We start from the raw sequence: 18,812 nt of genomic DNA, 5'->3' as shown, positions 1-18,812 counted from the left end.
CACACCGCCCCACGCCGCCCGACGCAGCTTCCGGGTATTGTCTGGATAGGGGATACTCGCCGCCGGGGAAAAGCGGGTGGAGCGTAACGACGTGATGACTGAGTGCGCGCAGGGCAACGCGGCCATTCTCTATCGTCCGGACAATGTCATGGACAGGCCGATGGGCCGGCAGGTGGCGGAGGAGGGATTCCTGCGCGGCTATGCCCGGCATGCGGTCGCGGACAGCCTGTATTGTTGTGCCGCCTCGCCGGACGATGCCGGGCGTTTTGCCGCCATCGCTGCATCGGTGGGTGGGCCGCACCGTGAGGTGCGCTGGGCACCGATGGACAGCGCATCGGCAATCGCGGAGGCGGGATGCCTGTTCCTCTCCGGCCCGAATTTGCGCCCCGCGGCCTTCCTGCGCCGGGGCTTCAATCAACGCGCCTACAGCCTGTGCGGCGTGACGCACACCCTTGCCTCGACTGCAGCAATGGATGCCATCGGCGACCTGTTGCTGGCCCCGATCCAGCCCTGGGATGCGCTGATCTGCACCTCACGGGCCGGCCGCGATGCGGTGGAGCGGCAGCTTCAGGCGGTTGCCGCCTATCTGGAGGAGAGGATGGGCGCCGCCCCGCCGTCCCTGCCCGAGCTGCGGACGATCCCGCTGGGCATCGACTGCGCGGCCTATGGCCGGGACGAGGCACAGCGTGCCGCCTGGCGCGGGCGGCTGGGGATCGGCCCGGAGGATGTCGTGGCGCTGTTCGTCGGCCGGCTGAGCGCGCACGCGAAGGCCAATCCCGATCCGATGTACATGGCGCTGGAACGTGCCGCGCAGCGGACCACCCGCAAGCTGCATCTGATCCAGGCAGGATGGTTCCACAATGCCGGGCTGGAACGCGGCTTCCGAAGCGCTGCAGCACAACTTGCCCCCTCGGTGGGCGTGCATATCGTCTCCCCCCTGGAGGACGAAGCGCACCGGCAGATCTGGTCGGCGGCGGATTTCTTCGTCTCGCCCAGCGACAATATCCAGGAGACTTTCGGGCTGACGCCGCTGGAGGCGATGGCGGCGGGGCTGCCGGTCGTCGTCAGCGACTGGGACGGCTATCGCGATACGGTGCGAGACGGAATTGACGGATTCTGCATTCCCACCCTGACCCCGATGGCGGGCGGCGGTGGCGATCTTGCCGCGCGTCATGCGCTGGGGATGGATCGCTATGACCTCTATATCGGCAAGGCGAGCCTGTTTACCGCCGTCGATATCGAGGCTTGCGCGGAGGCCTGCCTGAAGCTGGCTGAGGATGCCGATCTGCGCCGGACGATGGGAGAAAGCGGCCGGGCGCGGGCGCGGGCACATTTCGACTGGTCGGCCATCGTGCCGGCCTATCAGGTGCTCTGGGCAGAACTGGCGGAACGCCGCGCCCGGGCGGTGGAGATTGTACCGCCTTCGCCGGACAGGCCGGCGGACCCCTGGCGGCTCGATCCTTTCCAGCAATTCGCCGCCTACCCCAGCCGGGTGCTGACGGCGGACAGCCTCGTGCGGCTGGCGCCGGAGGGGCTATGGGAGTTGGAGGCCGCCTATGCCTCGCCGCATATCACCTACGCCAGGAATGCGCTGCTCCCGGTAGAGGATGCCCGAATCCTGTGCCGGCATCTGGCCGAGGTGCCGGAATGGCGGGCGGAGGATCTGGTGCGGCATTTGCCGGCCGAGCGCCAGCCCATCGGCTTCCGGGGGCTGGCATGGCTGGCGAAATGCGGGATCGTGACGATCCGCCGCTAGGGCCGTTGAGCCTTACTTCGCCGTCCAGCCGCCATCGACCAGCATCATCGAGCCGGTGCAGAAGCTGCTTTCCTCACTGGCCAGAAACAGGATGGCGTTGGCAATCTCCTGCGGCTTGCCCAGCCGCTTCATCGCCTGACGCTTTTCCAGCCCGTCGCGCAGGGCCGCCGCATCGTTGCTCTTGCGGAAAATCTCGTCGAAATAGGGCGATTCGATTGTCCCCGGCGCCACGCAGTTCACCCGGATGTTGGCGTCCACATGATCCAGCGCCATGGCGCGGGTTAGCGACGCGACGGCACCCTTCGAGGCGCAATAGGCCGCGCGGTTCGGGATGCCCACCTTGGAGACGGTGGAGGCGGTGTTCACGATCACCCCGCCGCCCTGCTTCTCCATGATCGGGATGGCGTGCTTGCAGCCATAGAACACGCCGTTCACATTCACCGCCATCAGCGCGTCCCAGTCCTCCTCGGTGGTGTTCACCACCGTGCCGGCGATGCCATAGCCGGCATTGTTCACCAGAATGTCCAGCTTTCCGTGACGCGCGGCGACATCCTCGACCATCGCCTTCACGGCCTTGGAGTCGGCCACATTGACGGCCAGCGCCTCGCCCTTGCCGCCGGCTTTTTTTAGCGCCTCCGCGACCTTGGCGGCGGCCTCCGCATTGCGGTCGGCGACCACGACGTACGCCCCTTCACGGGCAAAGGTCAGGCAGGTGGCATGGCCGATGCCGGAGCCGCCCCCGGTGACGATGGCGATCTTGTCTTTTAAGCGCATGGTTTCTTTTCCTCTTTTGCGAAAGCGAATGGAGTCAGCTGGTCCAGAGGCCGCCGGTGATGTTGATCGACTGGCCGGTCATATAATCGGATTCGTCCGACGCCAGGAAGCAGACCAGCCGGGCGACGTCGTTCGGCAGGCCGAGCCGGCCCATCGGGATGGTGTTCACCCGGTCCTTCGCCATCGGCAGGCCCAGCGCCTGGTGCTGCGCTTCGGATTCATCGCGCATCCTGGTCTCGACGATCAGGCCGGGGCAAACCGCGTTCACGGTGATGCCGTGCGGCGCCATCTCCATCGCCAGGCTCTGCGTCACGCCGATGACCGCGAATTTGCTGGCGCAATAGGCGCTGTAATTGGCGATCGCCTTCTTGCCGAGCCAGGACGCCATATTGATGACCCGGCCCTGCTTGCGCGCGACCATGGCGGGCAGCACGGCGCGGCAGGTCCAGAAGATGCCGTCCACATTGACGGCGAAGCTGTTGCGCCAGTCCTTCGGATCCATCTCGATCAGCGAACCGAGGCGCAGGATGCCGGCGCTGTTCACCAGCACATCGACAGGACCCAGCGCCTTCACGAGCTGATTGGCCGCTGCCGTGACCGAGGCCTCGTCGGTGACATCGCCGACCGCGACATGGGCCTCGCGGCCCAGCGCGCGCACGGCAGCCGCCGTTTCTTCCGCCGGCTCGCGGTCGAGCAGGGCAATGTCGCAGCCCTCCCTGGCGAGGCGCAGTGCGGTGGCGCGGCCGATGCCGTTGGCGCCGCCGGTGATCAGCGCCTTCCTGCCGGTGAGATCATACATGGCGGTCAGTCTTCCTTTCTTGGGGAGCGGGCAGGGAGATTCGGCATCGCCTGTTCCCTCTGTTCGAGTGCTGCGGGATCGCCAAGCAGGGCGGCGGCGAAGGCGCTTTGCAGGGCGGGAATCGCCTTGCCGGCGCGGCGGGCATCGCCGATCACCTCGACCGTCTGGCCGGGCCGCGACGCAAGCTGGTCACTGGTTGCATGCCCGGTTCCGTATCGGGCACGGTGATAGAACCAGTCGCGCAGGCCCGGCCGCGCCATCAGTCTGGATAGGCCGGGCCACTTGCCGGCCCCGGCGCGCAGCAGGGCGGGGATGGCGAGGCCGAGGCCATAGCGGTAGGCAGCACCGGTCGCCACGACGACGCGGTCGAAACCGTCCAGCAGTGCGGGGTCGCGGGTGACATCGACGCCGGTGTGGAGGATCACGCCCTTGTCGCGGCAGTCCTTTTCCAGTGCATTGATGTAGGAAAGGAAGCTGCCCGCGCGCGTCTCCACTTCCTGGAATTTTGGCGCAAGACCGGCGAGCCGGAAGCTGCCGCCCAGATGCGCGTCACGCTCGAACAAAGTCACCGCATTATCCCCGGCGACCAGCGCGGCGTAGCTGAGGCCGGCTGGCCCGCCGCCGATCACCGCGATCCTCTCGCCGCTGGGCGGTTGGGCGGGCGGGCGACCATTGGCGAACAGCAGTTCGCGCCCGACCGTCGGGTTCACCAGACAATGCAGCCTGCCGCCGCCGCGCATGCCATCGATGCAGCTGTTGCAGGCAAGGCAGCGACGCACGGCCTTGCCGGCTTTCGCCTTGTTCACCCAGTCGGGGTCGGCCAGCAGCGGGCGGCCAAGCGCGATGAAATCGACCTCGCCGGACGCCACCGCCTGCCGGGCGAGGGCCGGGTCGCCCAGATTGCCGACGGCGATCACCGGTATCTTCACCGCCCGCTTGATCTGGCGCGCAAAATCGAGGAACGGCGCCTCGCCCATCCACATTGGCGGGATCATGCGCGCGGCGGAGGGCAGCGAGCGGTAATGCCCGGCGGAGATATGCAGGGCATCGGCCCCGGCCTCGGCGGCCCAGACCGCAATTTGGAACCCGTCCGCGAAGGGCAGACCGTCGGGAAAATAATCCTCCACCGTCAGCCGGTAGATCACGCCGATTCCGGGCACCTCGGCCTTGATGCGGCGGGTGATGTCGAGGCCGAAGCGCGCCCGGTTCTCTAGGCTGCCACCATAGTCGTCGGTGCGGATATTCTCGGCCGGGGTGTGGAACTGCGAGATCAGATAGCCATGCGAGGCGTGGATTTCGACGCAGTCGAAACCGGCGCGCCTGGCCCGGTCGGCGGCTTCGACATAGGCGCGGACCGTTTGCTCGATGCGCTCCTTCGTCATCGCCTCCGGCACGATGGTCTCCATCGTGATCTCCAGCACCGGATGCGGCACGGCCGACGGGGCGATGGGCGTCTCGCCGCAGATATCCTTGCGGGTGTGGCCGCCGCCATGGCCAAGCTGGATGCTGGCGGCGGAGCCTTCCTCATGGATCATCGCAACGAGCCGGGTCAGACCTGGCAGGAACCGGTCGTCATACAGGCCAAGTTCGTGGAAGCGGTGCCTGCCGGCCTTTTCCGGTGCCGCCATCTCCACGGTGATGAGGCCGACGCCGCCGCGCGCGCGGGCTTGGTAATAGGCCATGCCGTCCTCGGTGACGAAACCCTCCGCATCGGCGGCGCGGGTCGTCATCGAGGCCATCACGACACGGTTGGGGAGCGTCGCCGGACCGATCCGGCCCGGCGCGAACAGGTCGGCCATGGGGCGGGCGCCTTACTCGGCGGCGAGCGGCATCGCTCCGTCGCGGCCGATGCCGGCCTCGGCCAGCGCCGCGCGCAGGCGCGACAGCTCCTCCGCCGATAGCTTCATCAATGGCGGGCGCATCACTGCTTTCTCGGCCCGGCCCAGCATCACCAGGCATTCCTTCATGCGGTTGTGCATGTCGAGGAAGGGCGGGGTGTAGAAGGCCTGCGCCAGCGGGTAGATGCGGTCGTTGATCGCCTGCGCCTTGGCAAGGTCCTTGGCCTGCACCGCCTCGAACAGCGCGACCTGAAGGTCAGGGATCACGCTGCCCGCACCGGACAGCAATCCGCCCGCACCCAAGGTCAGCGAGGCCATCAGCCAGGAGGAATGGGTGGTCAGCACCGTCACCGGGCGCGGCAGGTTCTGGAAGGTGCGGATGTGCTTCTCATGCAGCATCGCATCGTTCGACCAGTCCTTGATCGCCTTGATCGAGGGCACTTCCTCGAACAGCTTCAGCAGCGTCTCGAACGGATAGCCGAGGCCGGTGCCCATCGGGTACTGGAACAGGATGATCGGCAGGTCGGTGGCGTCGGCGATCATCTTGAAATGGGCGACGGCCATCTCCGGCCTTAGCTGGCCGCCCATCGTCATGCTCTGCGGCGGGAACACCAACAGGCAGGATGCGCCGGCCTCGTCCGCCATCCTGGCCAGGCGTGCGGCCTCGTGGCTGCCATCGGCATAGATGCCGTTGATGAGGGGAATCCGGTCGCCCATTTCATCCAGGCAGAAATCCAGGATGCGCTTCTGCTCCTCGAAGGTGCAGGCATGCACTTCCGAGGCGTGGCCGTTCACCGTGACGGCGGCAAGACCGGGCGTCGCCGCGACATGCGCGTTGTGGCGGCGCGATTCTTTTTCGTTGATCGAGTAATCGTCATTCAGCGCCAGCAGGGTCGCCGGAATCACGCCCTTCGGCTGGAAGTCCTTGAAGCGTCGCATCTTTCCCTCCCGTTCTGTCGCGTGCCATACGCCTTGCCGGCGTATTGTCTTATATCAGTATGCCATGTGACTGACTTATGTGTAAGTAGGCAGCCAGCGCAATTCGTCATGGGCCTGCGCAGTGACGGCATAACGCATGGTAAAAATCAGGAAAGCGTGACCAGCCCGTTACGCAGCCGCTGCGCTTCAGCATCGCCCAGCAGCTTGTCGATCTCGGCGTGGTTTTTTTCCCAGATCGGCACTGCCTCAGCGAGCAGGGCGCGGCCGGCATCGGTCAGCACCAGCCGGCGGCTGCGCTTGTCCTTCGGGTCGATCAGGATCTCCACGAGGCCGCGCCGCGTCAGCGGTTTCAGCGCGGCGGTCAAGGTAGTGCGGTCCATCGCCAACAGGCTTGCGACATCGCCCATGCGCGCGGGCTCCGGGCGGTTCAGCGACATCATCAGGGAGAACTGGCCGTTATTCAGCCCGACCGGCCGCAGCGCGTCGTCGAAGCGGCGCGCCAGGGATCGGGCGGCGCGCTGGGCATGCAGGCACAGGCAGGTGTCGCGCACATGCAAGGTCGTCTCAAACGGAACGGTTTCTCGTTTTGACATGTTTAATTAATGTTGATATCAACTTTTAAGTCAAGCCCCAGACATGACAGAGGCAGGCGGGGCAGGAAAAATCAAGCGTGGAGGATGGGATGACGCAAAGACTGCTGGTTCTGCTGGGCACCAAGAAGGGCGCCTTCATTCTGGAAAGCGATCCGGCCCGGAAGGATTTCACGCTGCGCGGCCCGTTCTGCCAGACCTGGCCGGTCAATCATGTGATCGGCGATCCACAGACCGGCACCATCTATGCCGGCGGCGGCGATGCCTGGTTCGGGCCGGCGGTGTGGAAATCGGCCGATGGCGGCGAGAGCTGGAGCCATTCCAGCGCCGGCCTCGCCTATCCGGAAGGCCAGGAGCCGATAAAGTCGGTCTGGAGCCTGGCCCGGGCGGCCGATGGCAGCCTCTATGCCGGGGTGGAGCCGGCCGGCCTGTTCCGCAGCACCGATGGCGGCGAGAGCTGGGTGCCGGTGACCGGGCTGAACGCGCATCCGACCCGTGATCGCTGGATGCCGGGCGGCGGCGGGCTGATCCTGCACTCGCTGGTGCCGCACCCGACCGACCCGAAGAAGCTGTGGGCCGGCATCTCCACCGCCGGCGTGTTCTACACCGAGGATGGCGGGGAGAGCTGGGAGCCGCGTAACCAGGGCACGCGCTGTGACTACAACCCGGAGGACCAGCGCTATCCGGAGATTGGCCAGTGCGTCCATTCCATCGTGATGGCGCCCGGCATGCCGGAACGGCTGTACCAGCAGAATCATTGCGGCATGTACCGCAGCGACGATGGCGGGCGGCAGTGGCACAGCATCGAGGCGGGGCTGCCCTCCAGCTTTGGCTTTCCGGCGGCGGCCCATCCGCGCGATCCCGACACGCTGTTCCTGCTGCCACTAAACGGCGATATCGCCGGCCGCTACATGCCCGGCGCCAAGGCGGCGGTCTGGCGCACCAGCGATAGCGGGGCAAGCTGGCAGGACAAGCGCGCCGGCCTGCCGCAGCAGGGCGCCTTCTTCGGTGTGTTGCGGCAGGCGCTGGCAACCGACCGGCTGGACAAGGCCGGGGTCTATTTCGGCACCAGCGGCGGCGCGCTCTACGCCAGCAATGACGAGGGCGAGAACTGGACATGCCTGGCCCAGCACCTGCCGGCGATTTTCTCGGTCGAGACGCTGCTCAGGGCGGCGTGACGCGTGGCGTAATGGGCAAAATGGTTTCCGTCACCCTGCCGGCGGCGCTGCTGCCGCTGTTTCCCGGCGCGCCGGGTCTGCTGCAACTGGAAGCCGGCACGGTGGACGAGGTGATGGACGCGCTGGAGGCGCGCTGGCCCGGCATGCGCGACCGGCTGTGCGACAGCCGCCCGGCCATCCGTCGGCACATCAATGTGTTCGTGGAGGGCAGGCGGGCAACGCTCGCCACACCGCTGCCGCCGGGCACGGAGGTCTTCATCATCACGGCGGTCAGCGGCGGGTGAGCGCGCGGATGGGGCTTTGACCGCGCCCTGCTTCGGCTTACATCTGCGGCGATGCCCGAATATGTGACCACAGGTCCGATCAGCGACTTGCTGCCCGAAAGCTTCCGCGCCTGGTTCGCCCGGCGTGGCTGGCAGGCGCATGCCCATCAGCTGGCCATGCTGGCGGCGGCGCGGGCGGGGCGCTCGGCGCTGCTGATCGCGCCAACCGGCGGCGGCAAGACGCTGGCCGGCTTCCTGCCCAGTCTGGTCGAACTGGCGGATGGTGACTATTCGGGCCTGCACACGCTCTATGTCTCGCCTCTGAAGGCGCTGGCGGTCGATATCCACCGCAATCTGGAAGTGCCGGTGGCCGAGATGGGCCTGCCGATCCGCATCGAAACGCGGACCGGCGACACGCCGCAATCCAAACGGCTGCGTCAGCGCACGAAACCGCCGCAGATGCTGCTGACCACGCCGGAATCGCTGGCGCTGCTGCTGTCCTACCCGGATGCACCGCAGATGTTCGCCGGGCTGAAATGCGTGGTGCTGGACGAGCTGCACGCGATTGCCGGCACGAAGCGCGGCGATCTGCTGGCGCTGGGTCTGGCGCGGCTGTCGAGCCTGGCCCCCGGCTGCCGGCGCGTCGGCCTGTCGGCCACGGTGGCGCACCGCGATCCGCTGCTGGCCTATCTGTCGGCGGAGGGCCGGGCCGATGCCGGCGATGTGGCGCTGGTGGCAGGCGGCGAAGCGGCTAAGCCGGAGGTGAAGATCCTGCTGCCGCGCGGGCGCATGCCCTGGTCGGGCCATATGGCGGTCTTTGCCCTGCCGGAGGTCTATGAGGCGGTGAAGGCGGCGAAAACCGCCATCATCTTCGTGAATACCCGCGCCCAGGCGGAGATCGTGTTCCAGGAGCTGTGGCGGCTGAACGACGACAATTTGCCCATCGGCCTGCATCATGGCAGCCTCGCCGTCGAGCAGCGCCGCAAGGTTGAGGCGGCGATGGCGCGCGGCGCCCTGCGTGCGGTGGTGGCAACCTCCTCGCTCGATCTCGGCATCGACTGGGCAGCGGTCGATCTGGTGGTGCAGATCGGGGCACCGAAGGGGGTCAGCCGGCTGCTGCAGCGCATTGGTCGCGCCAATCACCGGCTGGATACGCCGAGCCGCGCTCTGCTGGTGCCAGCCAACCGCTTCGAGGTGCTGGAATGCAAGGCGGCGCTGGACGGCATCCGCGCGATGGAGCTGGATGGCGACCCGCCGCGCCCCGGCGGCTTGGACGTGCTGGCCCAGCATATTGTCGGTACCGCCTGCGCCGGGCCATTCCAGGCCGACGCGCTGTATGCCGAGATCGCCAGAGCCGCGCCCTATGCCGGCCTCGACCGCCAGACCTTTGACGATGTTCTGGAATTCTGTGCCACCGGCGGCTATGCGCTGCGCAGCTATGAGCGCTACCGGCGGCTGATCGGCGACGGACCAAAGGGGAGTGACGGCGGCTGGCGGCTGTCGCACCCGTCGCACCTGCGCCGCTACCGGATGAATGTCGGCACCATCGTCGAGGCGGTGACGCTGAAGGTGCGGCTGAACCGCGGGCCGATCCTGGGCGAGGTCGAGGAATATTTCGTCATGGGGCTGGAACCCGGCGACACCTTCCTGTTCGCCGGCCGGCTGCTGCGCTTTGACGGGTTGCGGGAGACGATGGTGCAGGCCAGCCCGGCCACGGGCGATGCGCCGAAGATACCGGCCTATGCCGGCGGGCGATTGCCGTTGTCCACCTCTCTGGCCGACCGGGTGCGTGGCTTGTTGCAGGATGATGCGAACTGGCCGACCCTGCCGGCGCCGGTCGAGGAATGGCTGCGCATGCAGCAGTTCCGTTCCGTCATGCCGCGCCGCGACGGGCTGCTGGTCGAGAGCTTCCCGCGCGGCGGCAAGGAATTCCTGGTCGCCTATTGCTTCGAGGGCCGCAACGCGCATCAGACGCTGGGCATGCTGCTGACGCGGCGGATGGAGCGCATGGGGTTCGGCCCGCTGGGCTTCGTCGCCTCCGACTATGTGCTGGCGGTTTGGAGCGTGACGCCGGTGCCGGCCGCCGCGATGGACGACCTCTTCGCGGAGGATCTGCTGGGCGACGATCTGGAAGAATGGATGGATGAGAGCAGCATGCTCCGCCGCACCTTCCGCAATGTTGCGGTCATTGCCGGGCTGATCGAGAAACGCGCGCCGGGGCAGGAGAAGACCGGCCGGCAGGTCACCTTCAGCACCGACCTGATCTATGACGTGCTGAGGAAGCACGAGCCATCCCATGTGCTGCTGCGCGCCACCCGCGCCGACGCGGCGGGTGGCCTCACCGACATTTCCCGCCTGTCCGCCATGCTGGGCCGCATCAAGGGCCGGATCACGCATCGCCGGCTCGACCGTATCTCGCCGCTGGCCGTGCCGGTCATGCTGGAGATCGGGCGGGAGCAGGTCTATGGTGCCGGCCTTGACGATCTGCTGGATGAGGCCGCCGAAGCGCTGATCGACGACGCCACCCGCCTGCCGCCGCAAGCCAGCCTGCCGCTGTGAACTCTGCGTGAACCCTGCGTGAACCAGGATCCTATGGATAGTGCCGCCCGATTCCTGCTCAACGGCACCCTCCTGACCGCGGATTTCAGCGGCGCGCTGTGGTGGGAGGAGCGCCGGCTGCTGGTCGCTGCCGATCTGCACCTGGAAAAGGGCACCGGCTTCGCTGCGCGCGGTACGCTGCTGCCGCCCTACGACACGCGGGAGACGCTGGCCCGGCTGGAGGCGGTGATGGCGCGGCTGAAGCCGGCAACACTGATCTGCCTGGGCGACAGCTTCCACGATGGCGGCGCTGCGACGCGGCTGGATACGGATGATATCACGGTGCTGTCACGGTTAACTTCGTCCTGCGACTGGCGCTGGATCGCCGGCAATCACGATCCCGCTCCGCCGGCGGACTGGGGCGGGCGCGTTGAGTCCGAGATCGTGCTGGGGCCGCTGGTGTTCCGGCACGAGGCGCTGGCCGGCCGCGCGGAAGGCGAGGTCAGCGGCCATTACCACCCGAAGGCCACGGTGCAGACCCGGGCACGCCGGGTGTCGGGGCGCTGTTTCGTGACCGATGGCAGGCGGTTGATCCTGCCGGCCTTCGGCGCCTATGCTGGTGGGTTGGACGTCTCCGACCCGGCCATTGGCCGGCTGTTTCCAGCTGGCTTCGATATCCACCTGATCGGCCGCGCCAAGGTGCACAGCCTGCCCAGGCGGCGTTAAGCGGCGGCGTTAAGCGCCGGTATTAATCGGGATTCTCCACCAGCACCGACAGCGCCATCAGCATATCGACCGTCCGCCCATCCTCCGCCATCGGCAGGAAGATGTTCTCCACGAACTCGAAATCCCGGGTGCGGGTCAGTCTTTGCGGACCCAGCCGGTATGTCGGGCGGCCGCTTTCCACGGTCGCCCTATAGCGGTCCGTCAGGCTTGGATTGCTCTCATAATCAAGGAGCGCGTCCTCCAGCCATTCGCCGGTAGGGTCGTAGCCGAGCCGGTCCGCGATGCGGCTGCCGACAAGCCGGAACCGGAAACGCGGTCCCGGCTGCACCACATCGAGCAGCCAGATGCGCGGCAGCAGGTCCGGTATGTCCAGCGGGTCCATATGCTGGCGGCCCGGCAGGCCACCAGGGGGCGCGATCTGCCGCCAGTAATCGTGCAGCGTGCGCACAAGGGGGTGCCAATCCTGACGGTCCGTCGTCTCTTCGACCAGAAACCAGTCACGTTCAGTCTCGGTCACGAAGTCATTCCCAGGGGCAAACGACCGTAAGGCAAGGTGTGGCATCCTAATCTTCTGCACAGCGAATCGATTGAATCATACTTGATTATGTCATGGCTAGTCCCGTCACCGTCTCGATGCGGTCGGCTTCCTCCGCCGGCTTGTCCCAGCGGATGCGGTGGATGCGCGGGAAGCGCAGCGCATAGCCGCTCTTGTGCCGGGGCGAGGGGTGCGCGCTGTCGAAGGCGACTTCCAGCACCAGGCCGGCTTCGACCGCGCGCACCGGGCCGAACCGGTCGGTCGTGTGATTGCGCACCCATTTGTCCAGCTCCAGCAGTTCCGCATCGGTGAAACCGGAATAGGCCTTGCCGACCGGCACCAGCTCCGCCCCCGGCTCCGTTCCGCGCCAGACGCCGAACGTATAATCGGAATAGAAGGAGGAGCGCTTGCCATGTCCGCGCTGGGCGTACATCAGCACGACATCCAGCGTCAGCGGATCGCGCTTCCATTTGAACCAGGGGCCTTTCGGCCGACCGGCCAGATAGGGGCTGTCGCCGCGTTTCAGCATCAGCCCCTCGATGGCGGCGTCGCGGGCGCCGGCTCGCAGCGCCTTCAATTCGTCCAGATGCGCGAAGGGGATCAGCGGCGACACATCCATGCGGTCCGGCCCGGTGCGGGCGTGCCACCCCTCCAGCTTTGCGCGGCGGGTATCGAAGGGCAGGGGGCGCAGATCCTCGTCGCCATCGAACAGCAGATCGTAGAGCCGCACATGCGCCGGATGTTCGCGCAGCAGCTTCGGCGTCACGCTCTTGCGGTTCAGCCGCTGTTGCAGGTCGTTGAAGGGGGCGATCTCGCCCGCGCGCAGCACCAGCAGCTCGCCATCCAGCACCGCGTCGAAATCCATCGCCTCCAGAATATCGGGGAAGGTGCGCGAGATATCGTCGCCGGTGCGGGAATAGAGCCGCCGCTGCCCGCCGCGCGCGGCGATCTGCACACGGATGCCGTCCCATTTCCATTCGGCACGGTAGGCGGCTGCGTCCAGCGCCTCGATCTCGCGCTCTTCCAGCGGGTTGGCCAGCATCAGCGGGCGGAACCCGGCGCCGGCCTCGACGGCGGGGCGGGGTGCCTTGCCCTCCACCCAGGCGAACAGCGGGGCATAGGGCATTTCCAGCCCGTGCCAGACTTCCTCCACCTCGGCGGGATCGATAGTGCCCAGCGCGGCTACGGCGGTCTTGGCCAGCCGCGCCGAGACGCCGACGCGCAGGCCGCCGGTGATCAGCTTCAGCAGCGCCCAGCGCCCGGTCGCGTCCAGCGCGTCCAGCCATTCCGCCAGCAGGCCCGGCACCTCGGCACGGCCCGCACTGTCCAACCGCTCCACCACTTCGGCCAGATGCGGCCAGTCGCGGTTGCTGCCCCGGATGCTGGGCCTTTCCGGCCAGATCAGCGCCGCCGTTTCCGCCAGGTCGCCGACGAAATCGTAGGACCAGCCGAACAGTTCGGGATCGACACGCTCGGCCACCAGCTGGCGGATCAGCGCCGGCTTCGCCGCGCGGAAGGTGAGGTCGCCGGTCAGCGCCGCCAGCGCATAGCCGCGGTCCGGGTCGGGCGTGTTGGCCATATAGTCGGCGATCAGCCGCAGCTTAGCGTTGCGTGACGGGGTGAAGATCAGCGCATCCAGCAGGGTGGCGAAGGGCTTCACGCTATTGCCCCTCTTCCTCGAAACCGATCAGCGACAGCGCGCGCGCCGCGATGCCGCGCTGCCGGGCGGCATGCACCAGCGCCTCCTCCCGGCCATGCGTGACCCAGACTTCCGGCGCGCCGACATCGTCCAGCGTCCGCATTAGCTCGTCCCAGTCGGCATGGTCGGAGATCACCAGCGGCATCTCCACGCCGCGCTGCTTGGCGCGCTGGCGCACCCGCATCCAGCCCGAGGCGGCGGCAGTCAGCGGATCGGGCAGGCGGCGCGACCAGCGGTCGGCAATGGCCGAGGGCGGGGCCAGCACGATCTGCCCCCGGAAGGCTTCCTTCTCCGCCGCCAGCGCCGGGCGCAGCGGCCCCAGCGGCACGCCCTCCGCCTCATAGAGGTCGCACAGCGCCTGCAGCGCGCCATGCACATAGAGCGGCTGGTCATAGCCGGCCTCGCGCAGCAGCCGGATCAGCCGCTGCGCCTTGCCCAGCGCATAGACACCGACGACATGCGCGCGTTCCGGGAACACCGCCAGCGAATGCAGCAGTTTCGCGATTTCCTCAGTGTCGGGCGGATGGCGGAACACCGGCAGGCCGAAGGTTGCCTCGGTCACGAAGACATCGCAGGGTACGGGCTCGAAGGCAGAGCAGGTCGGGTCGCGCCGGCGCTTGTAGTCGCCGGAGACAACGAGGCGCGCGCCACGCCAGGTGAGGCTGACCTGCGCGCTGCCCAGCACATGGCCGGCCGGATGCAGGGCGACATCGACCTCGCCGATGCGGATACTCTCGCCATAGGCCAGCGCCTGCCGCGCCTGGCCGGCCTCCTCACCATAGCGGGCGCGCATGATCGCCAGCGTGCCCGCGGTCGCCAGCACCGCCCTGTGGCCGGGGCGGGCATGGTCGGCATGGCCATGGGTGATGACGGCACGGTCCACCGGGCGCAGGGGATCGACATAAAAGCCACCGGGGCGGACATAGAGCCCCTCGGGCCGCGTCTCGACCCAGTTTCCCGGCCAGTTTTCGGCTTTTGTGTTCGACATGACGCGACACTATATGGCCCCGGCGCCAAGGTTCGGCCAGCGCCGAGGGGAGTGTATTGCAGGGCTGGTTCGCATCGGCGGATATTGAAGTGCGCCCGTTCCTCTCTTATTGAGAAGATGCGGTTACAAAAGGGAGGCATTCATGGCCGGCGGCAAGGGCGTCATTCACAGCTCGCACTGGGGCGCGTTCCGCGCCCAGGTAACGGACGGGCGGGTTGTCGGCGTCACCCCCTTCGAGAAGGATGAGGATCCGTCGCCGCTCATCACCTCCATGCCGGAGGCGCTGTACGATGAAAGTCGCATCCGCCAGCCGATGATTCGCAAGGGCTGGCTGGAGGAAGGGCCGGGTGGCCGCCGTCATCTGCGCGGAGCGGAGGCCTTCGTGCCGGTCTCCTGGGACAAGGCGCTGGACCTCGCCGCCGCCGAGCTGAAGCGGGTCAGCGATACCCATGGCAATGAGGCGATCTTCGGCGGCTCCTACGGCTGGTCGAGCGCCGGGCGCTTCCACCATGCGCGCACCCAGCTGCACCGCTTCCTGAACGGCATGGGCGGCTTCACGCGGCAGGTGCAGAATTACAGCTATGCCGCTGCCATCACCCTGCTGCCGCGCATCGTCGGCTCGCTGGAATCGGTGCAGGGGCCGCTCTCCTCCTGGGACGGCATCGCCAAGCACACGAAGCTGATGGTCTGCTTCGGCGGCGTGCCGCTGAAGAACGCGCAGATCGATTCCGGCGGCGTCGGTTCGCATGTGTCGAAGCCCTGGCTGGAACGCTGCAGGCAGGCTGGCGTCGAATTCGTGAACATCAGTCCGCTGCGCGACGATGCGGAGGAATTCCTCGGCGCCGAATGGCTGCCGGTGCGCCCGAACAGCGATACCGCGCTGATGCTGGCGCTGGCCCATACGCTGGTGACGGAGAATCTTCACGATCAGGGCTTCCTCGACCGCTATACGGTCGGGTTCGACGCATTCCTGCCCTATCTGCTGGGCAAGACCGACGGCCAGCCGAAGGACGCCGGCTGGGCGGCAGGTCTCTGCGGCATCCCGGCGGAAACCATCCGTGGCCTCGCCCGGCGCATGGCCGGCACCCGCACCATGATCGCCACCGCCTGGTCGCTGCAGCGCGCCGACCATGGCGAACAGCCCTACTGGATGACCGTCACGCTGGCGGCGATGCTGGGACAGATCGGCCTGCCCGGCGGCGGCTACGGCTTCGGCTATGGCTGCGAGGCGGCGATGGGCGCACCGCGCCGGAAGCTGCCGACGCCGAACATGCTGGCCGGCAGGGGCGCTGCCGATAATTTCATCCCGGTCGCGCGCATCGCCGACATGCTGCTGGAGCCGGGCGCTACCTACGATTATGACGGCGAGAAGCGCACCTACCCGGACATCAAGATCGTCTATTGGTGCGGCGGCAACCCGTTCCATCATCATCAGGATCTGAACCGGCTGGTCCGTGCCTTCCGCCAGCCCGACACGGTGATCGTGAACGAGCCCTGGTGGACCGCCACGGCGCGCCATGCCGATATCGTGTTCCCGGCAACCACGACTCTGGAGCGCAACGATCTCGGCTCCAGCCCGCGCGACCGTTTCGTCATGGCCATGCACAAGGCGGTCGAGCCGGTGGGCGAGGCGCGGCACGACCACGACATCTTTGCCGGCATGGCCGAGCGGCTGGGCTTCCGCGATGCCTTCACCGAGGGCCGCAACGAGATGGAATGGGTGCGCCACCTCTATGAGGTCTGGCAGCAGCGCATCGCCGAGCATGAGGTGACGGTGCCGTCCTTCGATGCATTCTGGGAGGCCGGCCATGTCGAGATTCCGGCACCGGACAAGCCCTTCACCCTGTTCGAGGGCTTCCGCGCCGACCCGGACGCGCAGCCGCTGAACACGCCGTCGGGCAGGATCGAGATCTTCTCGGAAACCATTGCCGGCTTCGGCTATGACGATTGCCCGGGCCATCCGGTCTGGCGCGCGCCGCAGGAATGGCTGGGCTCGGAGAAGGCGCGCGACTATCCGCTGCACATGATGTCGAACCAGCCGCGCACCCGCCTGCACGGCCAGCTCGACAATGGCACGGTCAGCCGCGCCAGCAAGATCCAGGGGCGGGAGCCGGTCTGGATCCACCCCGACGACGCGAAGGCGCGCGGCGTGACCGATGGCGACGTAGTGCGCGTGTTCAACGGGCGCGGCGCGCTGCTGGCCGGTGTCATCGTCTCCGACGTGGTGAGGCCGGGCGTGGTGCAGCTGGCGACCGGCGCCTGGTTCGACCCGCTGGAGCCGGAGCATCCCGGCAGCCTGGAGAAGCACGGCAACCCCAACGTGCTGACCCGCGACCGCGGCACCTCGCGCCTGGCGCAGGGGCCGGTGGCGCATAGCTGCCTGGTCGAGATAGAGCTGTGGCGCGAGGATCTGCCGGAAATAACGGCCTTCAACCAGCCGGCTGTGGCCTGACGGTCAGACCCGTTCGGCGCCGTAATAGAGCATGACCGTGTGCTTCGCCTCGGCGAAGAACAGCCAGCGTTCGGCCACGATGCCGATGGCGATGCTGAGGACCGACAGCAGGGACGAGGCCACCGCCACACTCTGCCCGGCGGAGGTCAGCGCCAGCATGGTCAGCAGGATCGGGATGTAGAAGCCCGCGATCAGCGCGATGCGGCGCAGCTTCGCGGCATGCTTGCGGCCGACCTTGAAGCCCATTTCCTTCAGCAGATAGTTGCTCTCGGTATGCGGCGCCTCAAACAGCCGGACCTTGCCGAGATGGCCGAGGCCGGTGGCCGTTTCGGGCGTGCTGGCGGCCGCCGTGCGGTCGATGAAGTTCCAGTACAGCCGCTTCAGCGTCAGCGCGATCAGACCGGCCACCAGTGCCGCCTCGCCGGCCAGCGGCAGGGCGGGGCCCCACAGATGCAGCAGCCCGTAGAGCAGAACGCCGCCGGTGAACAGCGCCAGCGCCAGATAGTTCGGCAGCACCCACTTGTTGTGCCATTGATGGATCGGCTTCAGCGAGGCGTAGATCATCGCCGTCGCCCAGACCGTCGCCAGCGCCAGCAGCGTGGCGATCGGGCCGAGGATCATTGTCCACAGGCCCGGCCCGCAGAACATCCAGACCAGCCACAGCAACCCGGCCGGCACGAAGGCCAGCACCGACAGCACGCCCTCGCGCGACAGCCAGGAGGTGCGCCATTGCGAGAAGGCGCGCCAGGCGCGCTCCGGGCGGCCGAGATGGAAGGTGGAGGACAGCAGGCCGGCGGAGACCAAAGCCAGCGCCACGCCCAGGCTGACGCCGCCGAACCAGCGGTCGTCCGGCAGCAGGCCGAGCATGGCGCCAATCCCGAACAGCGCGATCAGGCCGTAGCCGGCGCCGGAAGCGGTGGTGAAGAAGATGACGGAAAAGGCGGGGTTCATCGTGCGGTCATTCTTGGGGGCAATTCCGGGCAGCGGGATCAGCGCGACAGCAGCTGGTCAACCCAGCGCAGCAGGCCCTTGGCGGGCGTCGCGTCGGCATCGGCGGCGGGCATGGAAGAACAGCCCGAAAGCTGCTTCTGGCGCGGACGCGGCGGCAGGTACTTGTTGGTCGGCTTGTAGCCCAGCTCCGGCATCAGATCATAGCCGCCGCGCGCGGCGACCAGCAGCGAGACCTCGGACTCGGGATCGCCGAGATCGCCGAAATGCCGCGCATGCGACGGGCAGGTGGACACGCAGGCCGGCACCCGGTCTTCTTCCGGCAGGTTCTCGTTATAGATCTTGTCCACGCACAGCGTGCATTTCTTCATGATTCCTTCGTCGCTGTCGAACTCGCGGGCGCCATAGGCGCAGGCCCAGGAGCACAGCTTGCAGCCGATGCAGGTGTCCGGGTTCACCAGCACGATGCCGTCCTCGGCGCGCTTGTAGCTGGCGCCGGTCGGGCAGACGGTGACGCAGAGCGGTTCCTCGCAATGCAGGCAGGAACGCGGGAAGTTCACGGTGCGGCTATCCGGTCCCTCGCCAGCCTCGAAGCTGTGGATGCGGTTGAACCATACACCGTCCGGCTTCGCGCCATAGGGGGCGAGGTCGGTCAGCGGCGCCGAATGGCCGCTGGTGTTCCATTCCTTGCAGTTGACCGCGCAGGCATGGCAGCCGACGCAGACATCCAGGTCGATGACGAGGCCAAGCTTCTTCTGGCCTGGCTGTGAGGGAGGCAGGGCGGTCATC

The 18,812-nt window shown here is 67.4% G+C and carries 16 protein-coding genes; 6 read left to right on the top strand and 10 right to left on the bottom strand.

All coding sequences use genetic code 11. From position 1 onward, the window contains the following. Positions 1-76: 76 nt before the first annotated feature. On the top strand, positions 77-1,756 hold the full coding sequence (locus BKM74_RS12595) for a glycosyltransferase family 4 protein (protein WP_140056081.1): 1,680 nt from the start codon (positions 77-79) through the stop codon (positions 1,754-1,756). Between the two features lie 12 nt (positions 1,757-1,768). On the opposite strand, the gene BKM74_RS12590 is transcribed toward BKM74_RS12595, so the two are convergent. The 5 genes from BKM74_RS12590 to BKM74_RS12570 all read right to left on the bottom strand — a co-directional run bounded on the left by BKM74_RS12590 (position 1,769) and on the right by BKM74_RS12570 (position 6,657). Continuing rightward, positions 1,769-2,530: an SDR family oxidoreductase gene (locus BKM74_RS12590; RefSeq protein WP_086466062.1), complete on the bottom strand. Its 762-nt coding sequence runs from the start codon at positions 2,528-2,530 to the stop codon at positions 1,769-1,771. A 34-nt stretch (positions 2,531-2,564) separates the two neighbouring features. Next, on the bottom strand, positions 2,565-3,329 hold the full coding sequence (locus BKM74_RS12585; protein ID WP_086466061.1) for an SDR family NAD(P)-dependent oxidoreductase: 765 nt from the start codon (positions 3,327-3,329) through the stop codon (positions 2,565-2,567). A 5-nt stretch (positions 3,330-3,334) separates the two neighbouring features. Further along, positions 3,335-5,128 carry an NADH:flavin oxidoreductase gene (locus BKM74_RS12580; protein WP_086466060.1) on the bottom strand — a complete coding sequence of 598 codons (1,794 nt, stop codon included), beginning with the start codon at positions 5,126-5,128 and terminating at the stop codon, positions 3,335-3,337. 12 nt (positions 5,129-5,140) lie between these two features. Continuing rightward, the gene (locus BKM74_RS12575; RefSeq protein WP_086466059.1) at positions 5,141-6,106 is read right to left on the bottom strand and encodes a dihydrodipicolinate synthase family protein; all 966 of its coding nucleotides are present in this window, start codon (positions 6,104-6,106) and stop codon (positions 5,141-5,143) included. Between the two features lie 146 nt (positions 6,107-6,252). Then, a complete protein-coding gene (locus BKM74_RS12570) occupies positions 6,253-6,657 on the bottom strand; it encodes a MarR family winged helix-turn-helix transcriptional regulator (protein WP_407668695.1) in 405 nt (134 codons plus the stop codon). Between the two features lie 131 nt (positions 6,658-6,788). Between BKM74_RS12570 and BKM74_RS12565 the strand changes: the two genes are divergently transcribed. From BKM74_RS12565 to pdeM, 4 genes are all read left to right on the top strand, one after another. After that, entirely contained in the window at positions 6,789-7,874 is a 1,086-nt protein-coding gene (locus tag BKM74_RS12565; RefSeq protein WP_086466057.1) for a WD40/YVTN/BNR-like repeat-containing protein, read from the top strand. A gap of 11 nt (positions 7,875-7,885) precedes the next feature. Then, a complete protein-coding gene (locus tag BKM74_RS12560; RefSeq protein WP_086466056.1) occupies positions 7,886-8,158 on the top strand; it encodes a MoaD/ThiS family protein in 273 nt (90 codons plus the stop codon). 63 nt (positions 8,159-8,221) lie between these two features. Beyond that, the gene (locus tag BKM74_RS12555; protein WP_281251460.1) at positions 8,222-10,696 is read left to right on the top strand and encodes a ligase-associated DNA damage response DEXH box helicase; all 2,475 of its coding nucleotides are present in this window, start codon (positions 8,222-8,224) and stop codon (positions 10,694-10,696) included. A gap of 18 nt (positions 10,697-10,714) precedes the next feature. Further along, positions 10,715-11,401, top strand: coding sequence for a ligase-associated DNA damage response endonuclease PdeM (gene pdeM, locus BKM74_RS12550; protein ID WP_322096665.1), 687 nt, complete (start codon positions 10,715-10,717; stop codon positions 11,399-11,401). A 22-nt stretch (positions 11,402-11,423) separates the two neighbouring features. Here the strand turns inward: pdeM and BKM74_RS12545 are convergent, their stop codons facing one another. From BKM74_RS12545 to BKM74_RS12535, 3 genes are all read right to left on the bottom strand, one after another. Beyond that, entirely contained in the window at positions 11,424-11,918 is a 495-nt protein-coding gene (locus BKM74_RS12545) for a PAS domain-containing protein (protein WP_245825925.1), read from the bottom strand. Positions 11,919-12,003: 85 nt separating this feature from the next. After that, on the bottom strand, positions 12,004-13,596 hold the full coding sequence (locus tag BKM74_RS12540) for a cisplatin damage response ATP-dependent DNA ligase (protein WP_086466052.1): 1,593 nt from the start codon (positions 13,594-13,596) through the stop codon (positions 12,004-12,006). Position 13,597: 1 nt separating this feature from the next. Next, on the bottom strand, positions 13,598-14,623 hold the full coding sequence (locus BKM74_RS12535) for a ligase-associated DNA damage response exonuclease (RefSeq protein WP_086466051.1): 1,026 nt from the start codon (positions 14,621-14,623) through the stop codon (positions 13,598-13,600). Positions 14,624-14,765: 142 nt separating this feature from the next. On the opposite strand from BKM74_RS12535, the gene BKM74_RS12530 reads away from it, so the two are divergent. Further along, positions 14,766-17,075 (top strand): molybdopterin guanine dinucleotide-containing S/N-oxide reductase, encoded by a 2,310-nt coding sequence (locus BKM74_RS12530; RefSeq protein WP_086466050.1) that lies wholly within the window; start codon positions 14,766-14,768, stop codon positions 17,073-17,075. Positions 17,076-17,078: 3 nt separating this feature from the next. Here the strand turns inward: BKM74_RS12530 and BKM74_RS12525 are convergent, their stop codons facing one another. Both BKM74_RS12525 and BKM74_RS12520 read right to left on the bottom strand, forming a co-directional pair. After that, entirely contained in the window at positions 17,079-18,026 is a 948-nt protein-coding gene (locus tag BKM74_RS12525; RefSeq protein ID WP_086466049.1) for a dimethyl sulfoxide reductase anchor subunit family protein, read from the bottom strand. 38 nt (positions 18,027-18,064) lie between these two features. Continuing rightward, on the bottom strand, positions 18,065-18,811 hold the full coding sequence (locus tag BKM74_RS12520; RefSeq protein WP_086466048.1) for a 4Fe-4S dicluster domain-containing protein: 747 nt from the start codon (positions 18,809-18,811) through the stop codon (positions 18,065-18,067). Position 18,812 lies beyond the last annotated feature (1 nt).

Source organism: Oceanibaculum nanhaiense (assembly GCF_002148795.1).
GTDB lineage: Bacteria > Pseudomonadota > Alphaproteobacteria > Oceanibaculales > Oceanibaculaceae > Oceanibaculum > Oceanibaculum nanhaiense.
The sequence above is the reverse complement of the archived record's forward strand: the minus strand, read 5'-3'. Positions and strand labels throughout refer to the sequence as shown.